Raw genomic sequence first — 19246 nt, forward strand, 5'->3', positions numbered from 1 at the left:
GGCCTCGCGGGATAGGTTGCGGGCCATGTCCGATGAGCTGTCCGATGAGCCGTCCGGTGAGCCGTCCGGTGAGTCGTCCGATGGGCCGTCCGGCGTGCTGCTGGTCGAGCGCCGCGCCGACGGGATCACCGTCCTCACGCTGAACGACCCGGACCGCCGCAACGCGATGTCCGACGCGATGACCGCGGCCTGGAGGACGGCCGTGTCCGGTCTCCGCGCGGACAAGGCACTGCGCTGCGTCGTGATCACCGGCGCGGGCGGCGCCTTCACCTCCGGCGGCGACCTCGCCTGGCTCGCCGACACCGGCGCCGAGGCCGTCCCCGCCCTCCGCGACCGGATGCTGGAGTTCTACCGGACGTGGCTGTCGGTCCGGACCCTCGAAGTGCCCACGATCGCCGCGATCAACGGGCCCGCGGTCGGCGCCGGCCTCTGCCTCGCGCTGGCCTGCGACCTGCGCTACGCCGCGTCCGACGCCCGGCTGCTCGCCCCGTTCACCGCCCTCGGGCTGCACCCCGGCATGGCCGCCACCTGGCTGCTGCCCGAGGTCGCCGGGCTGCCGCTGGCCCGCGAGATGCTGCTGACCGGACGCGCCCTCACCGGGGCCGAGGCCGAGGCGCGCGGGCTGGTCAACCACGCCGTCCCGCGCGAGCGGGTGCTCGGCGAGGCCCTCGCCGCCGCCGAGCTGGTCGCCGCGCGGGCACCGGTCGCGACCCGGCTCACCAAGGTCGCCCTGTCGGGCGGCGGGCACCCCGACATGGAGTCGGCGCTCCGCTGGGAGTCCCTCGCCCAGCCGGTCACCATGGCCACCCGGGACATGATCGAGGGCATCGCGGCCCAGCGGGACAGGCGCCCCCCGCGGTTCACCGGAGCCTGAACACCCGCCCCGAAGGCTGTGGAAACCCTCCGGCGACTGTCAAAAACATGGTCTTTGACCTGGGATAACGTCAAAGACCCCCTGTGGAGGACGCAAAATTTTGGGTACGGTTCAGGCGTGCCCCCTAACGTTGAGGTCCGCCGCAGCCACCGACGCCGGCGTACCGTGTCCGCATATCGCGACGGGGACAAGGTGGTGGTGATGGTTCCGTCAAGGCTGAGCAAGGCCGAAGAGGAACAGTGGATCGCGACCATCCTGGAGCGGCTCGCCGAGCGGGAACGCCGCCGGCGCCCCAGCGACGCCGACCTCCAGTCCCGCGCACGCGAGCTGTCACGCCGCTACCTGGACGGCCGCGCCGACCCCGTCAGCGTCCGCTGGGTCGCCAACCAGCGCACCCGCTGGGGGTCGTGCACGCCGGACGACGGAACGATCCGGCTGTCCACCCGGCTGCGCGGCATGCCCGGCTGGGTCGTCGACTACGTCCTGGTGCACGAGCTGGCCCACCTGCTCATCCCCGGTCACGGCGCCGACTTCTGGGAGCTGGTCGGCAACTATCCGAAGGCCGACCGCGCCCGCGGCTACCTCGAAGGCGTCGCCGCCGCCGCGCACCTGCCGATGGAGGCCGACGCGCCCGGCGGCGAACCCGCCGAGGACCTGCACCGTGTCGACGGCCTGCACCCCGGCGGCGACCTCCCGGGCGGCTACCCCCGCGAGGCCGCCGGGTGAGCACCGCCGGCCGCCGCGCCGCCGTGCTCTCGCTCCCCGCCTCCGCCCCGGACGCCCCGCCCGGCGTCGATCCCGCCGAGTTCCGCCTCGCGCTCCTGGAGGACACCTACGAGGTCGTCGCCGGCCTCCGGTCCGTCACGCCCGCGCTCGTCCTCGACCCGCCCGACCAGCCGGACGCCGAGGCCGTCACCTGGCCCGGAACGGAGATCGTCCGAGAGCCGACGCTCGCGGGGGCGTTCGCCGCGCTGCACGCGCTCGGCGCCGGCGAGGCCGCGCTGGTCGCCGCGGACGCCCCCGACCTGCCGCCGCTGCTGATCGGCAAGCTGTTCCGCGCCCTCGGCGGCGCCCCGGCCGCCGCCTGCCGCGCCGCGGACGGGCACGGGCTGGTCGCCCTCGCCGCCCGGCTGCCGCTGCCCGGCTGGCTCGCCGCCGCCCTGACCGGGATCGGCCTCGACACGCCGGACGCGCTGTCCCGGCTCCGCGCCGCCGCCCCGCGCCCCGGCCTGGTGCCGCAGGGCCCCGGCTGGCACCGCCTGCGCACCCCCGGCGACCTGCGGTCGCTCGACCCCGGCCTGGAGGGCTGGGAGAACACGCGCGCGCTCCTGGAAGGCCGCCCGCTCGGCGCCTGAGGTCGCCCTCAGGGCGGCGCCCTCAGGACGCCAGGGCCCTCGCCACCAGGCCGCGGACGACGTCGTCGGTCGGCTCCGGGAGCGCGTCGACGGGGAACCAGCCGAGGTCATCGGACTCGTCGCTGGCGGTGTGGCGCGCCCCGGACGGTGCGATGGCGGCGAACTGCACGTCCAGATGCCAGGTGCCCTCCGGATGGCAGCGCACCGCGTGCCGGTCGAGCTGGACGGGGCCCGGCAGCAGCCGCAACCCGTCGATGCCCGACTCCTCCGTCGCCTCCCGCAGCGCCGCGCCCGCGAGCGTGACGTCGCCGGGCTCGCAGTGCCCGCCGAGCTGGAGCCACGCCTTGATCTTGGCGTGCAGCGTCAGCAGCACCCGGGACCGCGAGGAGTCCAGGACGACGGCGCTGGCGGTGATGTGCCCCGCCGCGCACTCCCGCCACAGCCCGTCCGCCGGGTGCTCCTCCAGATGCCTCAGGAAATCCAGCCGCGCCCGCTCCTGGCCGGAGTCGGGCGCGTGCCACGACTCCAGGACGCGCCGGGCGTCCTCGTACAGGGGGACCGTCACGTCCGGCCGAGGCGCGGATACCGCGAGTTGGCCGGATGGCGGCGGCGCCGCTCCTGGTCGACCGGGCGGTGCCAGCACAGCGTCGCCCGCGCGATCCGCCTGCGGATCACGTTCGTGGACGAGTCCGGCTCGTAGCGGCAGCCGCTCACGCGGGACCCGTGCGTCCGGTTCACGGGCGGGGCCCCGCGGCGTCCGGCCCGTCCTCCTCGTCGCCGGGCTTGCCGTCGCCGAACCCGGTCCCACCGCTCTCGGCGTCGTCCGGCTTGGCATCGTCGGGCTTGGCGTCGTCGGGCTTGGCGTCGCCGGGGTCGTCGCCCACGGGCTTGGTGAGCCTGGAGATGTCGAGGTCGGACAGGCCCTCGATCTCGTCGCGGCCGTGCACGAACCCGTCGGGGTCGTCCAGGTCGGCGGCGGTCGGCAGCAGGTCGGGATGGCCCCAGAGCGCGTCCCGGCCCTCGTTGCCGCGCACCTCGTCGATCGTCCGCCACAGCGCCGCGGCCTCCCGCAGCCGCCGCGGCCGCAGCTCCAGGCCGACCAGCGTCGCGAACGTCCGCTCCGCCGGGCCGCCGGTGGCGCGGCGCCGCCGCACCGCCTCGGCGAGCTTCACCGACCCGGGCAGCCGCCCCTCGGCGACCTGGTTGACGACGGTGTCCACCCAGCCCTCGACCAGCGCGAGGGTGGTCTCCAGCCGGGACAGCGCCGCCTTCTGCCGCGGGGTCTCCTCGGGCTGGAGCTGGATCTCCCCGCCGAGCGCCTCCTGCAGGGCCTCCGGGTTGCTCAGATCGAGCCCCTGGACGGCCTGCTCGATGCCCGACAGGTCGACGGTGATGCCCCGCGCGTACTCCTCGACCGCGCCCAGCATGTGCGTGCGCAGCCACGGGACGTGCGCGAACAGCCGCTGGTGGGCGGCCTCGCGCAGCGCCAGGTACAGCCGGACCTCGTCGTCGGAGACCTCCAGGCCCGCGCCGAACGCCTCGACCCCGGCGGGCAGCAGGGCGCCCACGCCGTCCGGCGCCAGCGGCAGCCCGACGTCGGCGGAGCCGGTCACCTCGCGGGCCAGCGCGCCGAGCGCCTGCCCCGCCTGGCCGCCGACCATCGCCCCGGCCATCTGCTTGACCATCCCGATCAGCGGGCCCGCCATCGCCTGCATGTCGGCGGGGATGTCCCCGCCGCCGCCGAGCGCGCCGCCCATGGACTCCACCATGCGCTCCGCGATCGGGTCGCACACCTTGGACCAGACGGGCAGCGTCTGCTCGATCCACTCCGACCGGCTCCACGCCCGCGGCGTCCGGATGCCGGCGGGCAGCGTGGTGCCCTCGTCCAGCCACAGGTCGGCCAGGCGCAGCGCCTCCTCGACCTGGCGCCGCTCGGCGTCCACGATCGACGGGTCGCCCTGCTCGACCACCGAGTGCCGGGCGATGTTCTTGGCCAGATCCCAGTTCAGCGGGCCGCCGCCCGCACCGCCCGCACCCTGGCCGCCGATCATGTCGGCGAACCGGTGCAGCATGTCGGCGAACTGCGCCATGTCGCCGCCCATGCCCTTGAATGGATCCTGGGGCCGGTCGTCGTCTCCGTCGCCGGGACGGTTGAAGCCGAAGGGAGTGTCACTCATCGGTTTGCCCCTGGGATGCATGATGGGCTCATATCCGCAACGTTAGCCGGTCAAGGCAAGGTCGCGTACACAAGGAAGGGGGCACCTCCGTGGCAACGGGCAAGGTTCGCCCTCGGCGTAGCAAGGGCCCGGTCGTCGCCGTCACCGGCGCGGCCACCGGCGCGGGACGGCTGCTGGCCGCCCGGCTCGCCGAACGGGAAGAGATCCGCAAGGTCGTCGCCATCGACGCGCACCGGGGCGATGTGCCCGGCGCGACATGGCGCGTCGTGGACATCAGGGATCCGCTGCTGTCCAACCGGCTCTCCGACGTGGACGTGATCGTCAACCTGGACGTCGAGCACTCCCCGGAGGCGGACGCCCGCGAACGCCGCACCCACAACGTCCGCGGCGCCCAGACCGTGGTCACCGCCGCGGCGGCGGCCCGCGTCCGCCGGGTGATCCTCGTCACGAGCGCCATGGTCTACGGGGCCGGGCCCGGCAACGAGGTGCCCCTGCCCGAGGACGCGCCGCTGCGCGCCGAGGCCAACGCCTCCATCGCCGGCGACTTCCTGGAGATGGAGGAGCTGGCCGCGAACGCGCCGCTCACCCACCCCGGCCTGCAGGTCACCGTCGTCCGCCCCGCCGCGCTGGCCGGGCCCGGCGTCGACACCGTCGTCACCCGGCACTTCGAGGCGCCGCGGCTGCTGTCGGTGAAGGGCAGCACGCCCGGCTGGCAGTTCTGCCACGTCGAGGACCTCGCGTCCGCGCTGGAGGTCGTCGTCGTCGAGGACGTGACCGGGCCCGTCGCGGTCGGGGGCGAGGGGTGGCTCGGGCCCGCCGAGGTCGCCGAGATCACCGGCAAGCGGGGCTTCGAGCTGCCCGCCGCGCTGACCTTCGGGATGGCGCAGCGGCTGCACCGGCTCGGGATGACCCCGGCCCCGGCGACCGACCTGCACTACGTCGCCTACCCGTGGGTCGTCGACTGCGCGCGGCTGCGGGCCGCGGGCTGGAAACCCCTCTACGACAACGCCTCCGCGCTGCGCGCCGTGATGGAGGAGACCGCCGGGCGGCACGCCGTCGTCGGCCGCCGCGTCGGCGGCAAGGAGGCGACCATGGCCACCGCCGCGGGCGCCACCGTCGCCGCTATCGGCGCCGCCGCGGCCATCCGCCGCGCCCGCAGGCGCCGCCGCTGATACCCGCCCCCCGGGAGCGGGGACCCCCGCCACCGGGCGGGCCGTCCGACCTCGGGGGTCGAACCGCCCGTCCAGGGGTCCGCCCAGGGCCTCGGCCGGACGGCGGGGGCCCTGGCCAGGGCCCTCAGTCGGAGGGCGGAGCGCCCGACGGGGACGGCGACGCCGACGCCTGCGGAGGCGCCGACGGCGTGGTGGTCGGGGAGACGGCCGGGGTCTTGGGCTTGGCCTGCTGCGCGGCGGCCAGGGCGTCCCTGGCCTGCCTGATCCGCTTCCACGCCTCGCCCATCGCCGGGTAGTCGCCCTCCCGCTGCGCCTTCTCGTAGGCGTCCACGGCCGCCCGCAGCTCGCTGATCGCCTTCTCCGCCTCGGGGGTCAGCGTCCCGCCCGGCGGGACCCCGGAGGAGGACGGCACGCCCGGGCTGCCGAGGACCTTGTCCAGCGCCTGGTCCACGGTGTCGGCCGCCGCGACGGCACCCCCGAACCGCACCAGCACCTTCCCGAGGAACGGGTACGGCTGCTGCTCCGACCCCCCGGCCGCCTTGGCGTACATCGGCTCCACGTACAGCAGACCGCCCGCGAACGGGATGGTGAGCAGGTTCCCCGGCACCGTCTTGGTGCCGCCCTGTCTCAGCGCGAACAGGTCGCCCTTCACCTGCGTGTCGGTCTCGAACGAGCTCTGCACCAGGCCGGGCCCGTCCGGTTGCGCGTTGCGCGGCATCTCCAGGATCTGGATCTGCCCGTAGTTGGACCCCGGCGTCGACCCGATCGACATGAACGCCGCGAGCTGCGCGTTCTTGTTCGGGTTGAACACCGTGGTCAGTGCGAAGTTCGGCGCCGTCTCGTCCGGCATCCGCAGGCTCTGGTAATACGGCGGCTGCCGCTTGCCCTTGGCGCTCGGGTCCTCCGGCACCTCCCAGAAGCCCTCGCCGCTGAAGAACGCCGCCGGGTCGGTCACGTGGTACTTCGACAGGATCTGCCGCTGCACCTTGAACAGGTCCTGCGGGTACCGGAAATGGCTCTCCAGCTCCGGCGGGATCGACGAGCGCGGCTGGACGGTGCCCTTGAACACCTTCATCCACGTCTTGGTGATCGGGTCGTCCTCGTCCCACTGGTACAGGTGGACGGTCCCGTCATAGGCGTCCACCGTGGCCTTGACCGAGTTGCGCATGTAGTTGATGTGGTCGTTGGCCTGCCGCGCCACCGCCGACCGCGTGTCGGTGATCGTGTCGCGGGTGGCCTCCCCGAGGCTCATCTCCTCCGAGTACGGGAAGCCGTCGGACGAGGTGTAGCCGTCCACGATCCACACGATGCGGCCGCCCACCACCGCCGGGTACGGGTCGCCGTCCAGCGTCAGCCACGGCGCGGCCCGGTGCACCATCTCCCGTGGCGTCCGGTTGTAGAGGATCCGGGCGTCCTTCTTGATCGCGCCCGACAGCAGCAGGTTCTTGTCCTGGAACCGCGTCGAGTACATCAGCTTGCGGAAGAACGAGTCGATCTCGACGCCGCCGCGGCCGCCGTAGGTGCTGCTGCGCTGGCCCGACCTGCTCGTCCCGTCGGGATAGTTCAGCTCCTGCTGGCCGCGCCCGCCGACCACCGAGTACGGGGCGGACCGCTCGCCGAAGTAGATCTCGGGGTGGGTCACCTTGATCTTCTGCTGGGGGGTGACCGGCATCGCGCTGGTGATGAACTCCGGCACCCTGCTCTTGGTGAAATGGTCGCCGTAGGCGGACACGAACCCGTACCCGTGGGTGTAGACCATCCGGTCCTTCACCCAGCTGTGCTGCCCCGCAGGGGCCCCCGACACCTCGCGCAGCGCGACGATCGTGTCGATGGTCTTGCCGTCGACGCTGTAGCGGTCGACGTCCAGCGTGTCGGGGAACTTGTAGAACGGGCGGATCTGCTGGAGCCGCTGGAACGTCTCGCCGAGCACGTTCGGGTCCAGGAGCCGGACGCCGCCGAGCTTCGCCCGCTCGGCCTCCAGCTGCTTCCCGTCGGTCACCGGCCGCGTCCCGTACGGGACGACCCGCGCCCCGTCCACCCCGTACGCCTTGCGGGTGAAGTCGATGTTGCGCTGGATGAACGCGCGCTCCTTGGCCAGCTCGTCCGGCTTCACCTGGAACTGCTGGATCAGCAGCGGGTACACGCCGCCGAGCAGGATCGCCGACAGCACCAGCAGCGTGAAGCCCACGCCCGGCAGCATCATGCCGCGCCGCAGCAGGTTGCTGACGAACATCACCGCGCAGATCAGCGCGATCACGGCCAGGATCGTCTTCGCGGGCAGCAGCGCGTTCACGTCCGTGTAGGACGCGCCGGTCGTCCCGCCGCGCTCGGAATGCACCAGGCCGTACCGGTCGAACCAGTAGGCGAACGCCTTCAGCAGGACGAACAGCCCCACCAGCACCGACAGATGGGCGCGCGCGGGCGGGCTGGCCTTGTCGCCGGGACCCTGCAGCCGCAGGCCCCCGTACAGGTAGTGCACCATCACCGCGGCCAGGATCGACAGGATCACCGTCGCGAAGACGACGCCCAGGACCAGCCGCAGGAACGGGTACGTGAAGACGTAGAACGAGACGTCCTTATGGAACTGCGGATCCTCGATGTGGAAGGGCGTCCGGTTGAGGAACGCCAGCCACACCGGCCACCGTCCCGCCACCGACGAGCCCGTCAGCACCGCCAGCAGCGTCAGCAGGCCCGCGGCGATCAGCCTCCGGCGCGGGTCGATGACCGACCGGTACCGCTCCAGGCCCTGCTGCTCCACCGACAGCGGCCGGTACGCGGGCCTCAGCCGGTGCGCGGTCCACACGTTCGCGCCCACGAACAGCGCCATGAACAGGCCGGAACCGAAGAACAGCACGAGCTTGGCCCGCAGCTGCGTCGTGTACACCGACGAGAAGCCCACCGAGTCGTACCACAGCCAGTTGGTGTAGACCGCGGTGAACACCAGGTAGGCGATCAGCAGCGCGGCCAGCGCCACCAGAACCGGTAGCACCAGCCGCGTCCGCCCGCTTCCGAGCCGGCGCCCGAAGCCGGGAGTCCGGAAGGTCAAGGGCCCCTCCGATCGAGATCGCGCCCACCGGCCACCGGCCGGTGCTGTGTATGCAACTTACCGACTGGGCGGGGGGTTCCCGCACTTCCCCGAGCTGATTGGGGGAAAGATGGGCCCGTGAGCCTTCTGGAGGAAGTAGTACTCGATCTTGAACGTCACTGGGCCGGACGGGGCTGGGACGCCCAGCCCTGCCTCTACGCGCTGGTGCGCAGCACCGAGCTCCGCAAGGCCGAACCCGAGCTCGCGGACCAGCTCGGCCTGACCGGCGGCGCCGACACCCTCGCCGCGCTCGAACAGCCCGGCCTGCCCGACCGGGACGCCGTCGAGGACGCCCTCGCGTCCATCGCGTGGCCGGACACGGTCGAGGGCTGCGCCCTGGTGATCGAGCGGGTCGTCCTGCCGCCCGAGGCCGAGGAGGAGATCCCCGACGACGAGGCGGAGGCCGCCGCCTACGCCGCCGCCCACCCCGGCCGCGAGGACGTCCGGATGGTCGTCGGCGTCCTGCGCGACGGCGCCCGCCACTCCGCCCTCCGGCTGCGCAGGCACGACGCCGAGGACGAGGTGCTGGCCGGCCCCGACCTCGTCCCCGCCCTCGCCGAGGCCCTCGCCGCGACCTTCGAACCGGACGAACCGGGCCGGGACGGGTAGCCTGCGGAACGTGACCGAAGCAAGCGCCCCCGGGACGACCCGCGACGTCATCCGGCTGATCGGCGTCCGCGAGACACCGCTGTCGGTGGACGAGGTCCTCGCCGCCGCCGGGGACCCCGCCGCCGGCGGCACCGCCGTGTTCGTCGGGACCGTCCGCGACCACGACCACGCCCGCGCCGTCCACCGGCTCTCCTACAGCGCCCACCCCACCGTCGAACGCGAGCTCCGCGCCGTCATGGAGAAGGTGGCCGCGGACCTTCCCGTCCGCGCCCTCGCCGCCCTCCACCGCGTCGGTGACCTCGAGATCGGCGACATCGCCGTCGTCGTCGCCGCGTCCTGCCCCCACCGCGCCGAGGCCTTCGACGCCTGCCGCCGCCTCATCGACGACCTCAAGGCGCAGGTGCCGATCTGGAAGCACCAGACCTTCGCCGACGGGGGAGACGAGTGGGTCGGGGCCTGCTGAGGCCCCTGTGCCGCATAGGCTTTCCGCCATGTCTCGTCGTGCCGCCACGCTGACCGTCGCGAGCGTGCTCGTCCTCGCGCTGGCCCTCGTCGGCTCCCTCATGCCCGTGCCGTACGTCGCGCTGAAGCCCGGCCCGACCAGCAACACCCTCGGCACCAACGACAAGGGCCAGCCGCTCATCAAGATCGAAGGCCGGCAGACCTACGACGACAAGGGCCACCTCAACTTCACCACCGTCACCTACCGCGGCGGCCCCGGCGGGCGCATCGACCTGTTCACCGCCCTGCGCGGCTGGCTCGCCAGTGACACCGCGATCGTCCCCGAAGAGACGATCTTCCCCAAGGACGAGTCGCAGAAGCAGGTGGACGAGGAGAACACCCGCCAGATGCAGGACTCCCAGCAGAGCGCCGAGGCCGCCGCCCTGAACGAGCTGAAGATCCCCATCAGCACCCAGGTCGTCGTCGACGGCGTCCAGAAGGGCAAGCCCGCCGACGGCAGGCTCAAACCCGGCGACGAGATCACCGCCCTCGACGGAACCAAGGTCACCAGCGTCGCCCAGATCACCGGCACCATGGCCAAGCGCAAGATCGGCACCCCCGTCACCCTCACCGTCACGCGCGCCGGCAAACAGGAGAAGCACACCCTCACCACCGTCGCCGACCCCACCGGCAAACGCGCCGTCGTCGGCGTCGTCCTCGGCGACCGCTACAAATTCCCCTTCAAGATCGACATCAGCGTCGGCGACATCGGCGGCCCCAGCGCCGGCCTCATGTTCTCCCTCGCCATCGTCGACAAACTCACCCCCGGCCCCCTCACCGGCGGCAAGTTCATCGCCGGCACCGGCACCATCACCCCCGAGGGCAAGGTCGGCCCCATCGGCGGCATCCAGCAGAAGATGGTCGCCGCCCGCCGCGCCGGAGCCACCCTCTTCCTCACCCCCAAGGACAATTGCTCCGACGCCACGTCCGCCCGCCCCGACGGCCTCCGCCTCGTCCGCGCCGACACCCTCCACGACGCCGTCCAGGCCATCAACGCCCTCACCTCCGGCAAAGGCGCCGTCCCCGAGTGCCCGAAGTAAACCGTTCGAACCACTCCCCGCCATGCAATAGAGTTGGGACATCACCGCGGGGTGGAGCAGTTCGGTAGCTCGCTGGGCTCATAACCCAGAGGTCGCAGGTTCAAATCCTGCCCCCGCTACGGTTTCTGGGGTCCGCATGTCGTGCGCTTTGCGCACTCCCTGCGGGCCCCTTCGCCATTCCCGGGGGGACGACCCCCCGGACCCCCCGATGCAGGGGCTCCGCCCCCACACCCCCTTGGGGCTGCGCCCCTTGCCCCCCCGGGGCTTCGCCCGGTTTGGGGCTGCGCCCCTTGCCCCCTTCGGGGAGGGTCTTGGGTGCGGACTAGGGCGCTCCTTGGACTTGGGGGAGGGTGAGCCGAGGTGCGCTGGGTCGGCTTGGGCCTTGGTATCGCGGCTGTCGGCAAACGCCGTGCGCCGCCCTCACTCAGAGGCTAGTTCCCAGGGTCGTAAGGGCAGGAGAGCCTGTTGGCGAGGTGCCTCTCTTCGCCTCACCACCGATGACGGAGGCCGTCATGGCGCTACGGTTGCTGGCGATCGACCCGGACACGCAGGGCGGAAACTGCCTGGCCGTCCACCTTGACCAGGTGTGCGACCGTGTCGCGGGCCGGTACATGCACCACCTGCCGATCATGGATGAGGACATCCGTTCCGGGCAGGCGTCCGAGCGCGGTCTGGCGGCGATGCGCGCCACCGGGTACCGCGTGGATCTGGAATGGTGGACGGACGGCGAGTCCTGCTGCCCGGAGAATTGTGCACAACCACCTCACACGGCCTGATCCGACGGGATTGATCGATGCGTGGCGACTGGTCCGATCTGCCGTCCGAGGTGCTCGGAGCGATCACGGCGCATACGGGGCCGGTCCACGGGATCGAGCCTTCGCCCGCAGGCAACCACGCGGACATCGCCGCGACCGTCCACGTCCGCGGTGGGCGGATGTTCCTCAAGGCCGCCCGCAAGACCGGGCCGGACACCGACGGCCCGGAGGTCCGGTCCCTGCGCTGGGAGGCGGCGATCAATCCCCACGTCACCGAGTACGCCCCCCGCCTCCACTGGACGGTGGAGGCCGGGGGGTGGCTCGTCTTGGCCTTCGAGCATGTCCAGGCCCGCCACGCCGACTATGCGCCGGGTTCGGCGGACCTGGACGTCTTGACGAAGGTCATCGACGGCCTCCAGGCTCGCCCGGTCCCGCCCGTGCTCGAACGCAAGCGCGTCGAGCGACGGTGGGAGGCGATGGCCGACGTCACCATCCTCGGTGGCGACACGTTGCTGCACGCCGATCTGAATCCCGCCAACGTCCTGCTCGGTGACGACGGGTCGGTCTGCCTGGTGGACTGGACGTTCGCCGGCCGTGGTGCCGCGTTCCTGGAACTGGCGTTGCTCGTTCCCTGGCTGCTGAAGGCCGGGCACACGCCCGCCGAGGCCGAGAGTTGGGTCAGTCGGTTCCCTGCGTGGACGAACACCGACCCTGCAGCCATCGACCTGTTCAGCCGTGTCTTCGCCGACAAGTGGAAGCTCAACCTTGCCGCCAATGACGCCGAGTGGGCGCGGGAGCATGCCGACGCCGCCCGGCGATGGGCTGACCACCGGCTGGGGCATGGGTGGTGACGGGGCTCTTGGCGGGTCAGGGTGCTTTTGGGGGTTGGGGGAGGGTTAGGCGGAAGGTGCAGCCTTGGCCGGGGGCCGTGTCCAGTTCCAGGCGTCCGCCGTGGTCTTCGGCTATGGCGGCGGCTATGGCGAGGCCCAGGCCGCTGCCGCCGTGGTCGCGGGAGCGGGACGGGTCCACGCGGTAGAAGCGTTCGAAGAGGTGGGCGGCCTTGTCGGGGGTGAGGCCGGGGCCCTCGTCGGCCACCTCGATGACGCAGATCGGCGTTCCCGGCTTCAGGGCGGGGGACGGGCTGACCCGGCCCTCGCGGTCGGGTGCGGCGTGGGCGGTGCCGACGCGTACGTGGATCGCGGTGCCGGGCGGGGTGTGCACCAGGGCGTTGGAGACCAGGTTCGTCACCACCTGCCGGAGCCGGTGGGGGTCTCCGGTGGTCTCCGCCAATTCCAGTTCCCCGGCGCCGTCGCCGAGGGGCTTCAGCCTGATGAGGCGCTCGGGATGGTGGACGGCCGTGGCGCCGATGGTGTCCGCGGCGATGGCGAGGAGGTCGACCGGCTCGCTGCGGTAGGTGGGCTCCTCGTCCAGCTTGGCCAGCAGGAGCAGGTCGTCGACCAGCACGCTCATGCGCTGGGCGTTCTGGCGGATCAGGCGGTCGGCCGCGCGGCGCTGGCGGGCCGGGAGGTCGTGGTGGCGCAGGGACAGCTCGGCGAACCCCTGGATGGCGGTCAGGGGGGTGCGCAGCTCGTGCCCGGCGTCGGCGACGAAACGGCGGAGCCGGGCCTCGGACGCCTCGTGCTCCCGCAGCGCCCCCTGCACCTGCTCCAGCATGGTGTTCAGCACGCCGCCCAGGCGGCCGACCTCGGTGCGCGGGTCGGTGTCGCTGATGCGCTCGTCCACGCGGCCCGCCGTGATCTCCTCCGCGGTCCGCTCCATGCGCGTCAGCGGCAGCAGTCCCAGCCGCACCACCCAGCGGCCGACGACCACCAGCGCGCCCAGCGTCACGATCAGGACGACCGCGTTGAGCCACAGCAGCTTGGACATCGCGCCGTCGACGGTGTCCATGGGGAGGGCGACGACGAAGGTCTCGCCGGTGGGGGTCGTCCCGCGGCGCACCCGCCAGCGGCCGTCGCCGGCGACGGCGGGGAGGGTCGCGAGGGCGCCCGGGCGCAGGGGGAGCCGGGACGCGCTGTGCGGCAGGCGGGGCGCCGATTTGGGTCCGCGTCCCAGGGACCGGGCCGAGAGCCGTCCGGAGTGGTCGTAGAAGTAGAGGCGGAAGTCGGACGGCAGGTCCACGCCCGGCGGTGGCGGGGTGGGCTCCCAGCGTCCGACCTTGCTGGGGGACGGGGGGAACCCGCGCAGCTGCTCGTCCACCTGCCCGAGCAGCCAGGACCGCAGGACGACGAACCCGATCGCCTGCGTGGTCAGGACCGCGGCCGCCGCCAGCGCGGTGGCGCCCAGCACCAGGCGGCGGCGCAGCGATCCCCGTCCGCCGGGCAGCAGGCCGGTCACGGCTCCGCCGCCTCGGCGTGCCCGCGCGGCAGCCGCAGGCAGTAGCCCACGCCCCGGACGGTGTGGATGAGCGGCGGGTCGAAGCGGTCGATCTTGCGCCGCAGGTACTTGACGTAGGTCTCGACGATGCGGCCATCGCCGTTGAAGTCGTAGCGCCACACGCGGTCGAGGATCTGGGACTTGCTCAGCACCCGGTTCGGGTTGGCCATCAGGTAGGCGAGCAGGCTGAACTCGGTGGGGGAGAGCCGGATGTACTCGCCCGCGCGGTGCACCTCGTGGGCGGCCTCGTCCAAGATCAGGTCGGCGTAGCGCAGGACGCCGGAGGACGTCCCGTCGCCGTCGGCCGCGCGGGTCCGCCGGAGGATCGCCTGGACGCGCAGCAGCACCTCCTCCAGGCTGAACGGCTTGGTGACGTAGTCGTCGGCGCCGGCGGCCAGCCCGGCGATGCGGTCCCGGACCTCGCCGAGGGCCGTGAGGAACAGGATCGGGGTGTCCACCCCCACGGCCCGCAGCACCTCGGTGACGGACAGGCCGTCCACGTCCGGGAGCATCACGTCGAGGAGGATCAGATCGGGGCCGAACCGCTCGACGGCCAGCAGCGCGTCCTGGCCGGTGCCGCAGCTGTCGACCTCGTAGCCCGACAGCCGCAGCGTCGACTCCAGCAGGACGCGGATGCCGTCCTCGTCCTCCACGACCAGCACGCGCCGCGGGGTCTGCTCGGCCACGATCGATCACCTCGCCAACCGGTTCAGTGAGCCGCGCAGTCGTAGAGGGTAGCGGCACCTCCCCCGGAACCTCCGTAGGCCGCGGGGGGCACGACCCGGCAGTGGGCGGAGACCCACGCCGTCCGCTGCGCGGCGTGTCCGCGCGGCCCCGGGAACGGGCCGCCCGGCCGCATCGCCGAGCCGAGGACGAAACGCAGCTCGCCGCCGCGCGTCCACCTCTCCAGCAGCCGGACGGACGGGGCGTCGTCGGCCGAGATGAAGCCGCCCATGCCGATGACGCGCGAGTCGCCGGAGAGGATGAACCCCGACGCGGCCATGGCCCCGCCTTCGACGGCCAGGGTGATCCGCGCCTTGCCGGCGTTGCGGCGGGCGTAGTCGAGGATCTTCTTCTGGCCGGGGGTGAGCCCGCCGCCGGACCTCGGGGGGCCTCCCGGGCGGCCGGGTCCCGGGAGGTCGCGCGGCATGTCCCGTCCCTCCCAGAACGGCGGAGCGATCATCGGGCCCGCGGCGGGGATGACGCCGTTCATCGACGCGCCGCCGAACGGGACGAGCCCCGCCCAGGCGCCCGGCGCGGCCAGCACCGCCAGCGCCCCGGCCACGAGCGCGGCGGGCAGCAGCCGGGCCGGGCGGACGGACGCGGCGCACAGCAGGACGACGGCCGCCACCCCGGCGGCGGCCACCGGCCACACCAGCCATCCGTGCCAGTGCGGGGTCCGCCGGATCACCCAGACCGCCCATGCCGCCGTCGGCGCGACGGTGATCGCCGCGACCGGTGCGGGCCACCGGGCCCCCTCCCGGTGCGCGCGGACGAGCACGGCCACGAGGCCGCCGCACAGGGCGCCGATCGCCGGGGCCAGCTGCGTCGTGTAGTACGGGTGGAAGATCCCCTTCTGGAGGGAGAACACGGCGGCGCACACCACCAGCCAGAGGCCCCACAGGATCCATCCCGTGGTGGGGAGCACCGCCGCCTCGGGCAGGCGGCCGCGGCGGCGCAGCACGGCCACCGCGACCGCGGTCACGATCGCCGCCGCGCACACCGGCAGCAGCCAGCTGATCTGCCCGCCGACCTCGTCCCCGAACATCCGCAGCGGTCCGGTGTCGCCGCCGAACATCGGGCCGGGGCCCCGCCCGCGCTCCGGGCCTCCCGGACCGGGTCCGCCGGGGCCCGGGCCCTGCCCGAAGACGCGGCCGAGGCCGTTGTAGCCGACGACGAGGTCCCAGGCGGAGCCGTCCTCGCTGCCGCCGATGTACGGACGGTCGCCCGGCCACAGCGCCACCATGGCCACCCACCACAGCGACGTCGCGGCCAGGACCGCGCCGGCCGCCGCCAACCGCAGGAATCGCGCGATCCAGGGGCCGCCCGCCCCGATCAGCCAGGCGAGGGTGAAGGCGGGGAGCACCAGCCACGCGGCCAGCATCTTGGTCACGAACCCGCAGCCGATCAGGGCGGCGGACCCGCACAGCCACCACGTCGCGGCCCGGCCCGCGGGCTCCTGGACGGCCCGGGTCAGCGCGTACGCCGCGCACACCAGCAGCAGGAGCAGCGGGGTGTCGAGGTTGTTGCTGCGGGTGATCGCGACGGTGATCGGGGTCAGCGTGAGGACGAGCGCGGCGGCCAGCCCGGCGCCCTCGCCCGCCCACCGGCGCACCGTCCGGTGCAGCACCAGCACGGCCAGGACGCCCTCGGCCACCTCGGGCAGCAGCAGCGCCCAGCCGTGCATGCCGAACAGCTTGCTGCTGATCACCTGTGGCCACAGCCCGGCGGGGGCTTGTCCACGGTGACGACGCCCGCCGGGTCGTACGAGCCGAACATGAAATTGGTGAAGCTTGCGCCCATCGACTTCACGGCGGCGGAGTAGTACGTGTTCGCCCAGCCCAGCGAGCCCAGGGACCAGCCGTACAGGACGCAGGCCAGGACGAGGATCGCGCCGAGCGCGGCGGGAGGGGCCCAGCCGGGCAGGGACCGCGGCCGGGCCGCGGGCGGCATCGGCCGGGAGCCGGGTGAGGCGACGACGTCGGAGCTCATGAGGACTCGCCTTCATCGGAGGCGGCGGGGCGGCGGCGGAAGACCGCCGTCCGCAGCACCACGAAGCGGACCGCGGTGACCAGCACCGACGCGGCCGCGAGGACCAGGGTCTCGGCGGCGTGCGACGCGTCGGGCTCGACCCGCTGGAACAGCAGCACGGCCGCGGACGTCACCGAGTACCCCACGGTGAACAGGGCGCCCGCGCCGAGATGGGCACGCCCGGCGCCGACCGTGGAGCCGCGGAAGGTCAGCCGCCGGTTCGCCTCGGTGTTGAGCACCGTCAGCACCACCAACGAGACCAGGTTGGCCGTGATCGCCGGCCACCACGACCGCAGCAGCCAGTACAGGAGCGCCTGACCCGCCGTCGAGACGACGCCGATCGCCACGAAGCAGGCCACCTCCCAGGTGAGGACGGCCCGTCGGCGCGCGGGCGCGAGCACCGCGTCGGGATGCGCGGCGGACGGCCCGGCCCGGCGGGGCAGCACGACGTCGGCGGACCCGGAAGCCTTCAGCCGCGTCATCCGCCACATGCCCTTCAGGTCGTCCAGCGCCGTCCGGACGACGTTGACGCGGCTGTCGACGTCCTCGACCCAGTCGACCGGCACCTCGTGGATGCGCAGGCCGTTGTGCTCGGCGAGCACCAGCAGCTCGGTGTCGAAGAACCACGCGTCGTCACGCGTCACCGCCAGCAGCGGCCGGACGACCTGGGCCCGCGCGGCCTTGAAGCCGCACTGCGCGTCGCTGAAACGGGCGCCGAGCCCGTAGCGCAGCAGCGCGTTGTAGCAGCGCGAGACCAGCTCGCGGCGCGGGCCGCGCACGGTGCGGGCCCCGGGCGCGAGGCGGCTGCCGATCGCCATGTCCGAATGCCCGCTGGCCAGGGGCGCGAGCAGCGGCAGCAGCCCGTCCAGCCCGGTCGACAGGTCGACGTCCATGTAGGCGACGATGTCGGCGTCGCTGGTGGCCCAGGCCCTGCGCAAGGCCAGGCCGCGGCCTTTGCGGTCCAGGTGCAGCACGTTCACCCCGGGCAGCTCGGACGCGAGCCACCGCGCGACCCGGAGGGTCTGGTCGGTGCTGGCGTTGTCGGCGACGCTGATGCGCCAGGGGAACGGCAGATGGTCGAGAAGGTAGGCGTGCAGGGTGCGCACGCAGCCGGGCAGTGCTCTTTCCTCGTTGTGGACGGGGAGGACGATCTCGACGGTCGGCATCGCGGCCGTCTCCGCGGCCGGGGCGGCGGGGGGCTGGAAGGACCCGGCCGCGCTGTCCGCGGTCGAGCCCACCTCACTGGGTGCGGGCGTCATGGGAACCTCGAAGGGCAGGGAGCGGGAGCGCCGCCCGCGCCGGGCCTGCGGGGACGCCTGCCGCGTCCCGGAGCGGGGGACCCCATGACACTCCCGGAGCCTCCGGAAGATCAACCGGGAGGAGGCGGGGAATTCGCCGAGAGTTCTCCGGGCCGGTGCCCGGCGGCCCTCACTGGGCTGGGTCGAGGTGGGGGTCAGGGTCAGGGCCAGGTGGAGCGTCAGGCGGGCCTGGCCGTCGGCCAGCGAGAGGGAGGTCAGCTCCTCGATGCGCCGCAGCCGGTGGTAGAGGGTCTGGCGGTGGATGCTGAGGGCTTTGGCCGTCTGCTGGACGTTGCCCGCCAGGTCGAGGTAGGTGCGGGCCGTCTCGGCGAGGTCCGGGTGTTCCAGCAGCTCCCGGGTGCCGCCGGTCCGGGTGGCCTGGGCGAGGGACTCGTCGCCGGTGTAGCGGAGGAGGCGGAGGACGCCCAGGGACGTCCAGTCGCGGATCTCGCCGGGCGCGGCGACGCGGGCGGCCACGCGGGCGCGGAGCCATCCCTCGTGGATGTGGCCGAGGGTGGGGCAGGGGGTGCACAGGCCCGCCTGGACCGGGGTGCCGCGCTCCTCAAGGAGGCGGCGGGCCCGGTCGACGACGGCACGGGGGGAGGAGGCCGGGAGCACGAGGACGTGGTCGCCCTGCCAGATCGTCATGAGCACGGAATGGGGGAGCAGCCACGGGTTGAGGGGCTCGGCGGTCCGGGTGCGCAGGACGGCGACGGCCAGGGGGACGCCCAGGTCGGCCTCGGCCAGCTCGGCGGCGGCCTGCGCGCGGATGTCGGGCTGCGCCGACAGCAGGTCGGCGACCTTGTAGCCGAGGTCGTCGCGCTCGCGGGCCTGGCGGGCCATCAGGAGCCCGGCGCGCTCGCAGAGGGGCATGGCCTGGGCGGCTCGGGCGCCGGTGATGCGCTCCTGGTCGTCCAGCAGCCACAGGTAGCCGTAGGTGACGTTGTTCCAGCGGGCGGGCAGGCACAGGCGCCCGAGCTGCCCGAGGGACGTGTCGGCGGGGATGCGGACCGGACCGGTAGCGCGGGCGATGCCGTGACGCTCGAAGCGGGTCCGGACGGCCTCGGTCGCGCGCCGGTGCAGGATCGACTCCATCCGGACGGGGTCGATGGTGTCGCCGTGCGCGGCGTAGGCGACGAGATGGAAATCACGGTCCTCCAGGGTGGCGGGCGCCCCCAGCAGGTCCGCCGCGAGCTCCACGATCTCCTGCAAATCGAGGGCCATCCGAGATCCTT

At 73.3% G+C, this 19246-nt stretch carries 18 protein-coding genes and 1 tRNA gene; 10 read left to right on the forward strand and 9 right to left on the reverse strand.

The window, feature by feature from the left end:
• Positions 1 to 25: 25 nt before the first annotated feature.
• The 3 genes from AGRA3207_RS29950 (at position 26) to AGRA3207_RS29960 (ending at position 2229) form a co-directional block, all read left to right on the forward strand.
• Complete coding sequence (locus AGRA3207_RS29950; protein ID WP_231330483.1) at positions 26 to 874, forward strand: enoyl-CoA hydratase/isomerase family protein; 849 nt, start codon at positions 26 to 28, stop codon at positions 872 to 874.
• Positions 875 to 1039: 165 nt separating this feature from the next.
• A complete protein-coding gene (locus AGRA3207_RS29955) occupies positions 1040 to 1600 on the forward strand; it encodes a M48 metallopeptidase family protein (protein WP_231330484.1) in 561 nt (186 codons plus the stop codon).
• Positions 1597 to 2229, forward strand: coding sequence for a hypothetical protein (locus AGRA3207_RS29960; RefSeq protein WP_231330485.1), 633 nt, complete (start codon positions 1597 to 1599; stop codon positions 2227 to 2229). Before AGRA3207_RS29955 ends, AGRA3207_RS29960 begins: the two co-directional genes overlap by 4 nt.
• A gap of 22 nt (positions 2230 to 2251) precedes the next feature.
• Here the strand turns inward: AGRA3207_RS29960 and AGRA3207_RS29965 are convergent, their stop codons facing one another.
• Genes AGRA3207_RS29965 through AGRA3207_RS29975 form a run of 3 tightly spaced genes read right to left on the reverse strand, consistent with a single transcriptional unit; the run spans position 2252 to position 4406 of the window.
• Complete coding sequence (locus tag AGRA3207_RS29965) at positions 2252 to 2794, reverse strand: NUDIX hydrolase (protein ID WP_231330486.1); 543 nt, start codon at positions 2792 to 2794, stop codon at positions 2252 to 2254.
• Entirely contained in the window at positions 2791 to 2967 is a 177-nt protein-coding gene (locus tag AGRA3207_RS29970; RefSeq protein WP_231330487.1) for a hypothetical protein, read from the reverse strand. Before AGRA3207_RS29970 ends, AGRA3207_RS29965 begins: the two co-directional genes overlap by 4 nt.
• Positions 2964 to 4406: a zinc-dependent metalloprotease gene (locus tag AGRA3207_RS29975; protein WP_231330488.1), complete on the reverse strand. Its 1443-nt coding sequence runs from the start codon at positions 4404 to 4406 to the stop codon at positions 2964 to 2966. Before AGRA3207_RS29975 ends, AGRA3207_RS29970 begins: the two co-directional genes overlap by 4 nt.
• An 89-nt stretch (positions 4407 to 4495) precedes the next feature.
• Between AGRA3207_RS29975 and AGRA3207_RS29980 the strand changes: the two genes are divergently transcribed.
• On the forward strand, positions 4496 to 5578 hold the full coding sequence (locus AGRA3207_RS29980; RefSeq protein ID WP_231330489.1) for an NAD-dependent epimerase/dehydratase family protein: 1083 nt from the start codon (positions 4496 to 4498) through the stop codon (positions 5576 to 5578).
• A gap of 124 nt (positions 5579 to 5702) precedes the next feature.
• Here AGRA3207_RS29980 and AGRA3207_RS29985 read toward each other — a convergent pair whose 3' ends face one another.
• Positions 5703 to 8624, reverse strand: a complete 2922-nt coding sequence (locus tag AGRA3207_RS29985) for a UPF0182 family membrane protein (protein WP_231330490.1) — start codon at positions 8622 to 8624, stop codon at positions 5703 to 5705.
• Positions 8625 to 8741: 117 nt separating this feature from the next.
• Between AGRA3207_RS29985 and AGRA3207_RS29990 the strand changes: the two genes are divergently transcribed.
• The 6 genes from AGRA3207_RS29990 (at position 8742) to AGRA3207_RS30015 (ending at position 12419) form a co-directional block, all read left to right on the forward strand.
• Entirely contained in the window at positions 8742 to 9272 is a 531-nt protein-coding gene (locus tag AGRA3207_RS29990) for a PPA1309 family protein (protein WP_231330491.1), read from the forward strand.
• A gap of 10 nt (positions 9273 to 9282) precedes the next feature.
• Complete coding sequence (locus AGRA3207_RS29995) at positions 9283 to 9735, forward strand: molybdenum cofactor biosynthesis protein MoaE (protein ID WP_231330492.1); 453 nt, start codon at positions 9283 to 9285, stop codon at positions 9733 to 9735.
• Between the two features lie 28 nt (positions 9736 to 9763).
• Positions 9764 to 10813, forward strand: coding sequence for a YlbL family protein (locus AGRA3207_RS30000; RefSeq protein WP_231330493.1), 1050 nt, complete (start codon positions 9764 to 9766; stop codon positions 10811 to 10813).
• 45 nt (positions 10814 to 10858) lie between these two features.
• A tRNA-Met gene (locus AGRA3207_RS30005) sits at positions 10859 to 10932 on the forward strand.
• Between the two features lie 378 nt (positions 10933 to 11310).
• Positions 11311 to 11589 (forward strand): hypothetical protein, encoded by a 279-nt coding sequence (locus AGRA3207_RS30010; RefSeq protein ID WP_231330494.1) that lies wholly within the window; start codon positions 11311 to 11313, stop codon positions 11587 to 11589.
• Between the two features lie 17 nt (positions 11590 to 11606).
• Positions 11607 to 12419: a phosphotransferase gene (locus AGRA3207_RS30015; protein WP_231330495.1), complete on the forward strand. Its 813-nt coding sequence runs from the start codon at positions 11607 to 11609 to the stop codon at positions 12417 to 12419.
• A 16-nt stretch (positions 12420 to 12435) separates the two neighbouring features.
• On the opposite strand, the gene AGRA3207_RS30020 is transcribed toward AGRA3207_RS30015, so the two are convergent.
• The 5 genes from AGRA3207_RS30020 to AGRA3207_RS30040 are packed head-to-tail and all read right to left on the reverse strand — an operon-like array spanning position 12436 to position 19235.
• Positions 12436 to 13923 (reverse strand): sensor histidine kinase, encoded by a 1488-nt coding sequence (locus AGRA3207_RS30020; protein ID WP_231330496.1) that lies wholly within the window; start codon positions 13921 to 13923, stop codon positions 12436 to 12438.
• Positions 13920 to 14648, reverse strand: coding sequence for a response regulator transcription factor (locus tag AGRA3207_RS30025; protein ID WP_231330497.1), 729 nt, complete (start codon positions 14646 to 14648; stop codon positions 13920 to 13922). The genes AGRA3207_RS30020 and AGRA3207_RS30025 overlap by 4 nt, the downstream gene beginning before the upstream one ends.
• Before the next feature lie 23 nt (positions 14649 to 14671).
• A complete protein-coding gene (locus AGRA3207_RS30030; RefSeq protein WP_231330498.1) occupies positions 14672 to 16393 on the reverse strand; it encodes a glycosyltransferase family 39 protein in 1722 nt (573 codons plus the stop codon).
• Positions 16390 to 16674, reverse strand: coding sequence for a hypothetical protein (locus AGRA3207_RS30035; RefSeq protein ID WP_231330499.1), 285 nt, complete (start codon positions 16672 to 16674; stop codon positions 16390 to 16392). The genes AGRA3207_RS30030 and AGRA3207_RS30035 overlap by 4 nt, the downstream gene beginning before the upstream one ends.
• Positions 16671 to 19235 carry a helix-turn-helix domain-containing protein gene (locus AGRA3207_RS30040; RefSeq protein ID WP_231330500.1) on the reverse strand — a complete coding sequence of 855 codons (2565 nt, stop codon included), beginning with the start codon at positions 19233 to 19235 and terminating at the stop codon, positions 16671 to 16673. The genes AGRA3207_RS30035 and AGRA3207_RS30040 overlap by 4 nt, the downstream gene beginning before the upstream one ends.
• Between the last annotated feature and the right edge of the window lie 11 nt (positions 19236 to 19246).

The organism is Actinomadura graeca, from assembly GCF_019175365.1.
Classification (GTDB): Bacteria; Actinomycetota; Actinomycetes; order Streptosporangiales; family Streptosporangiaceae; genus Spirillospora; species Spirillospora graeca.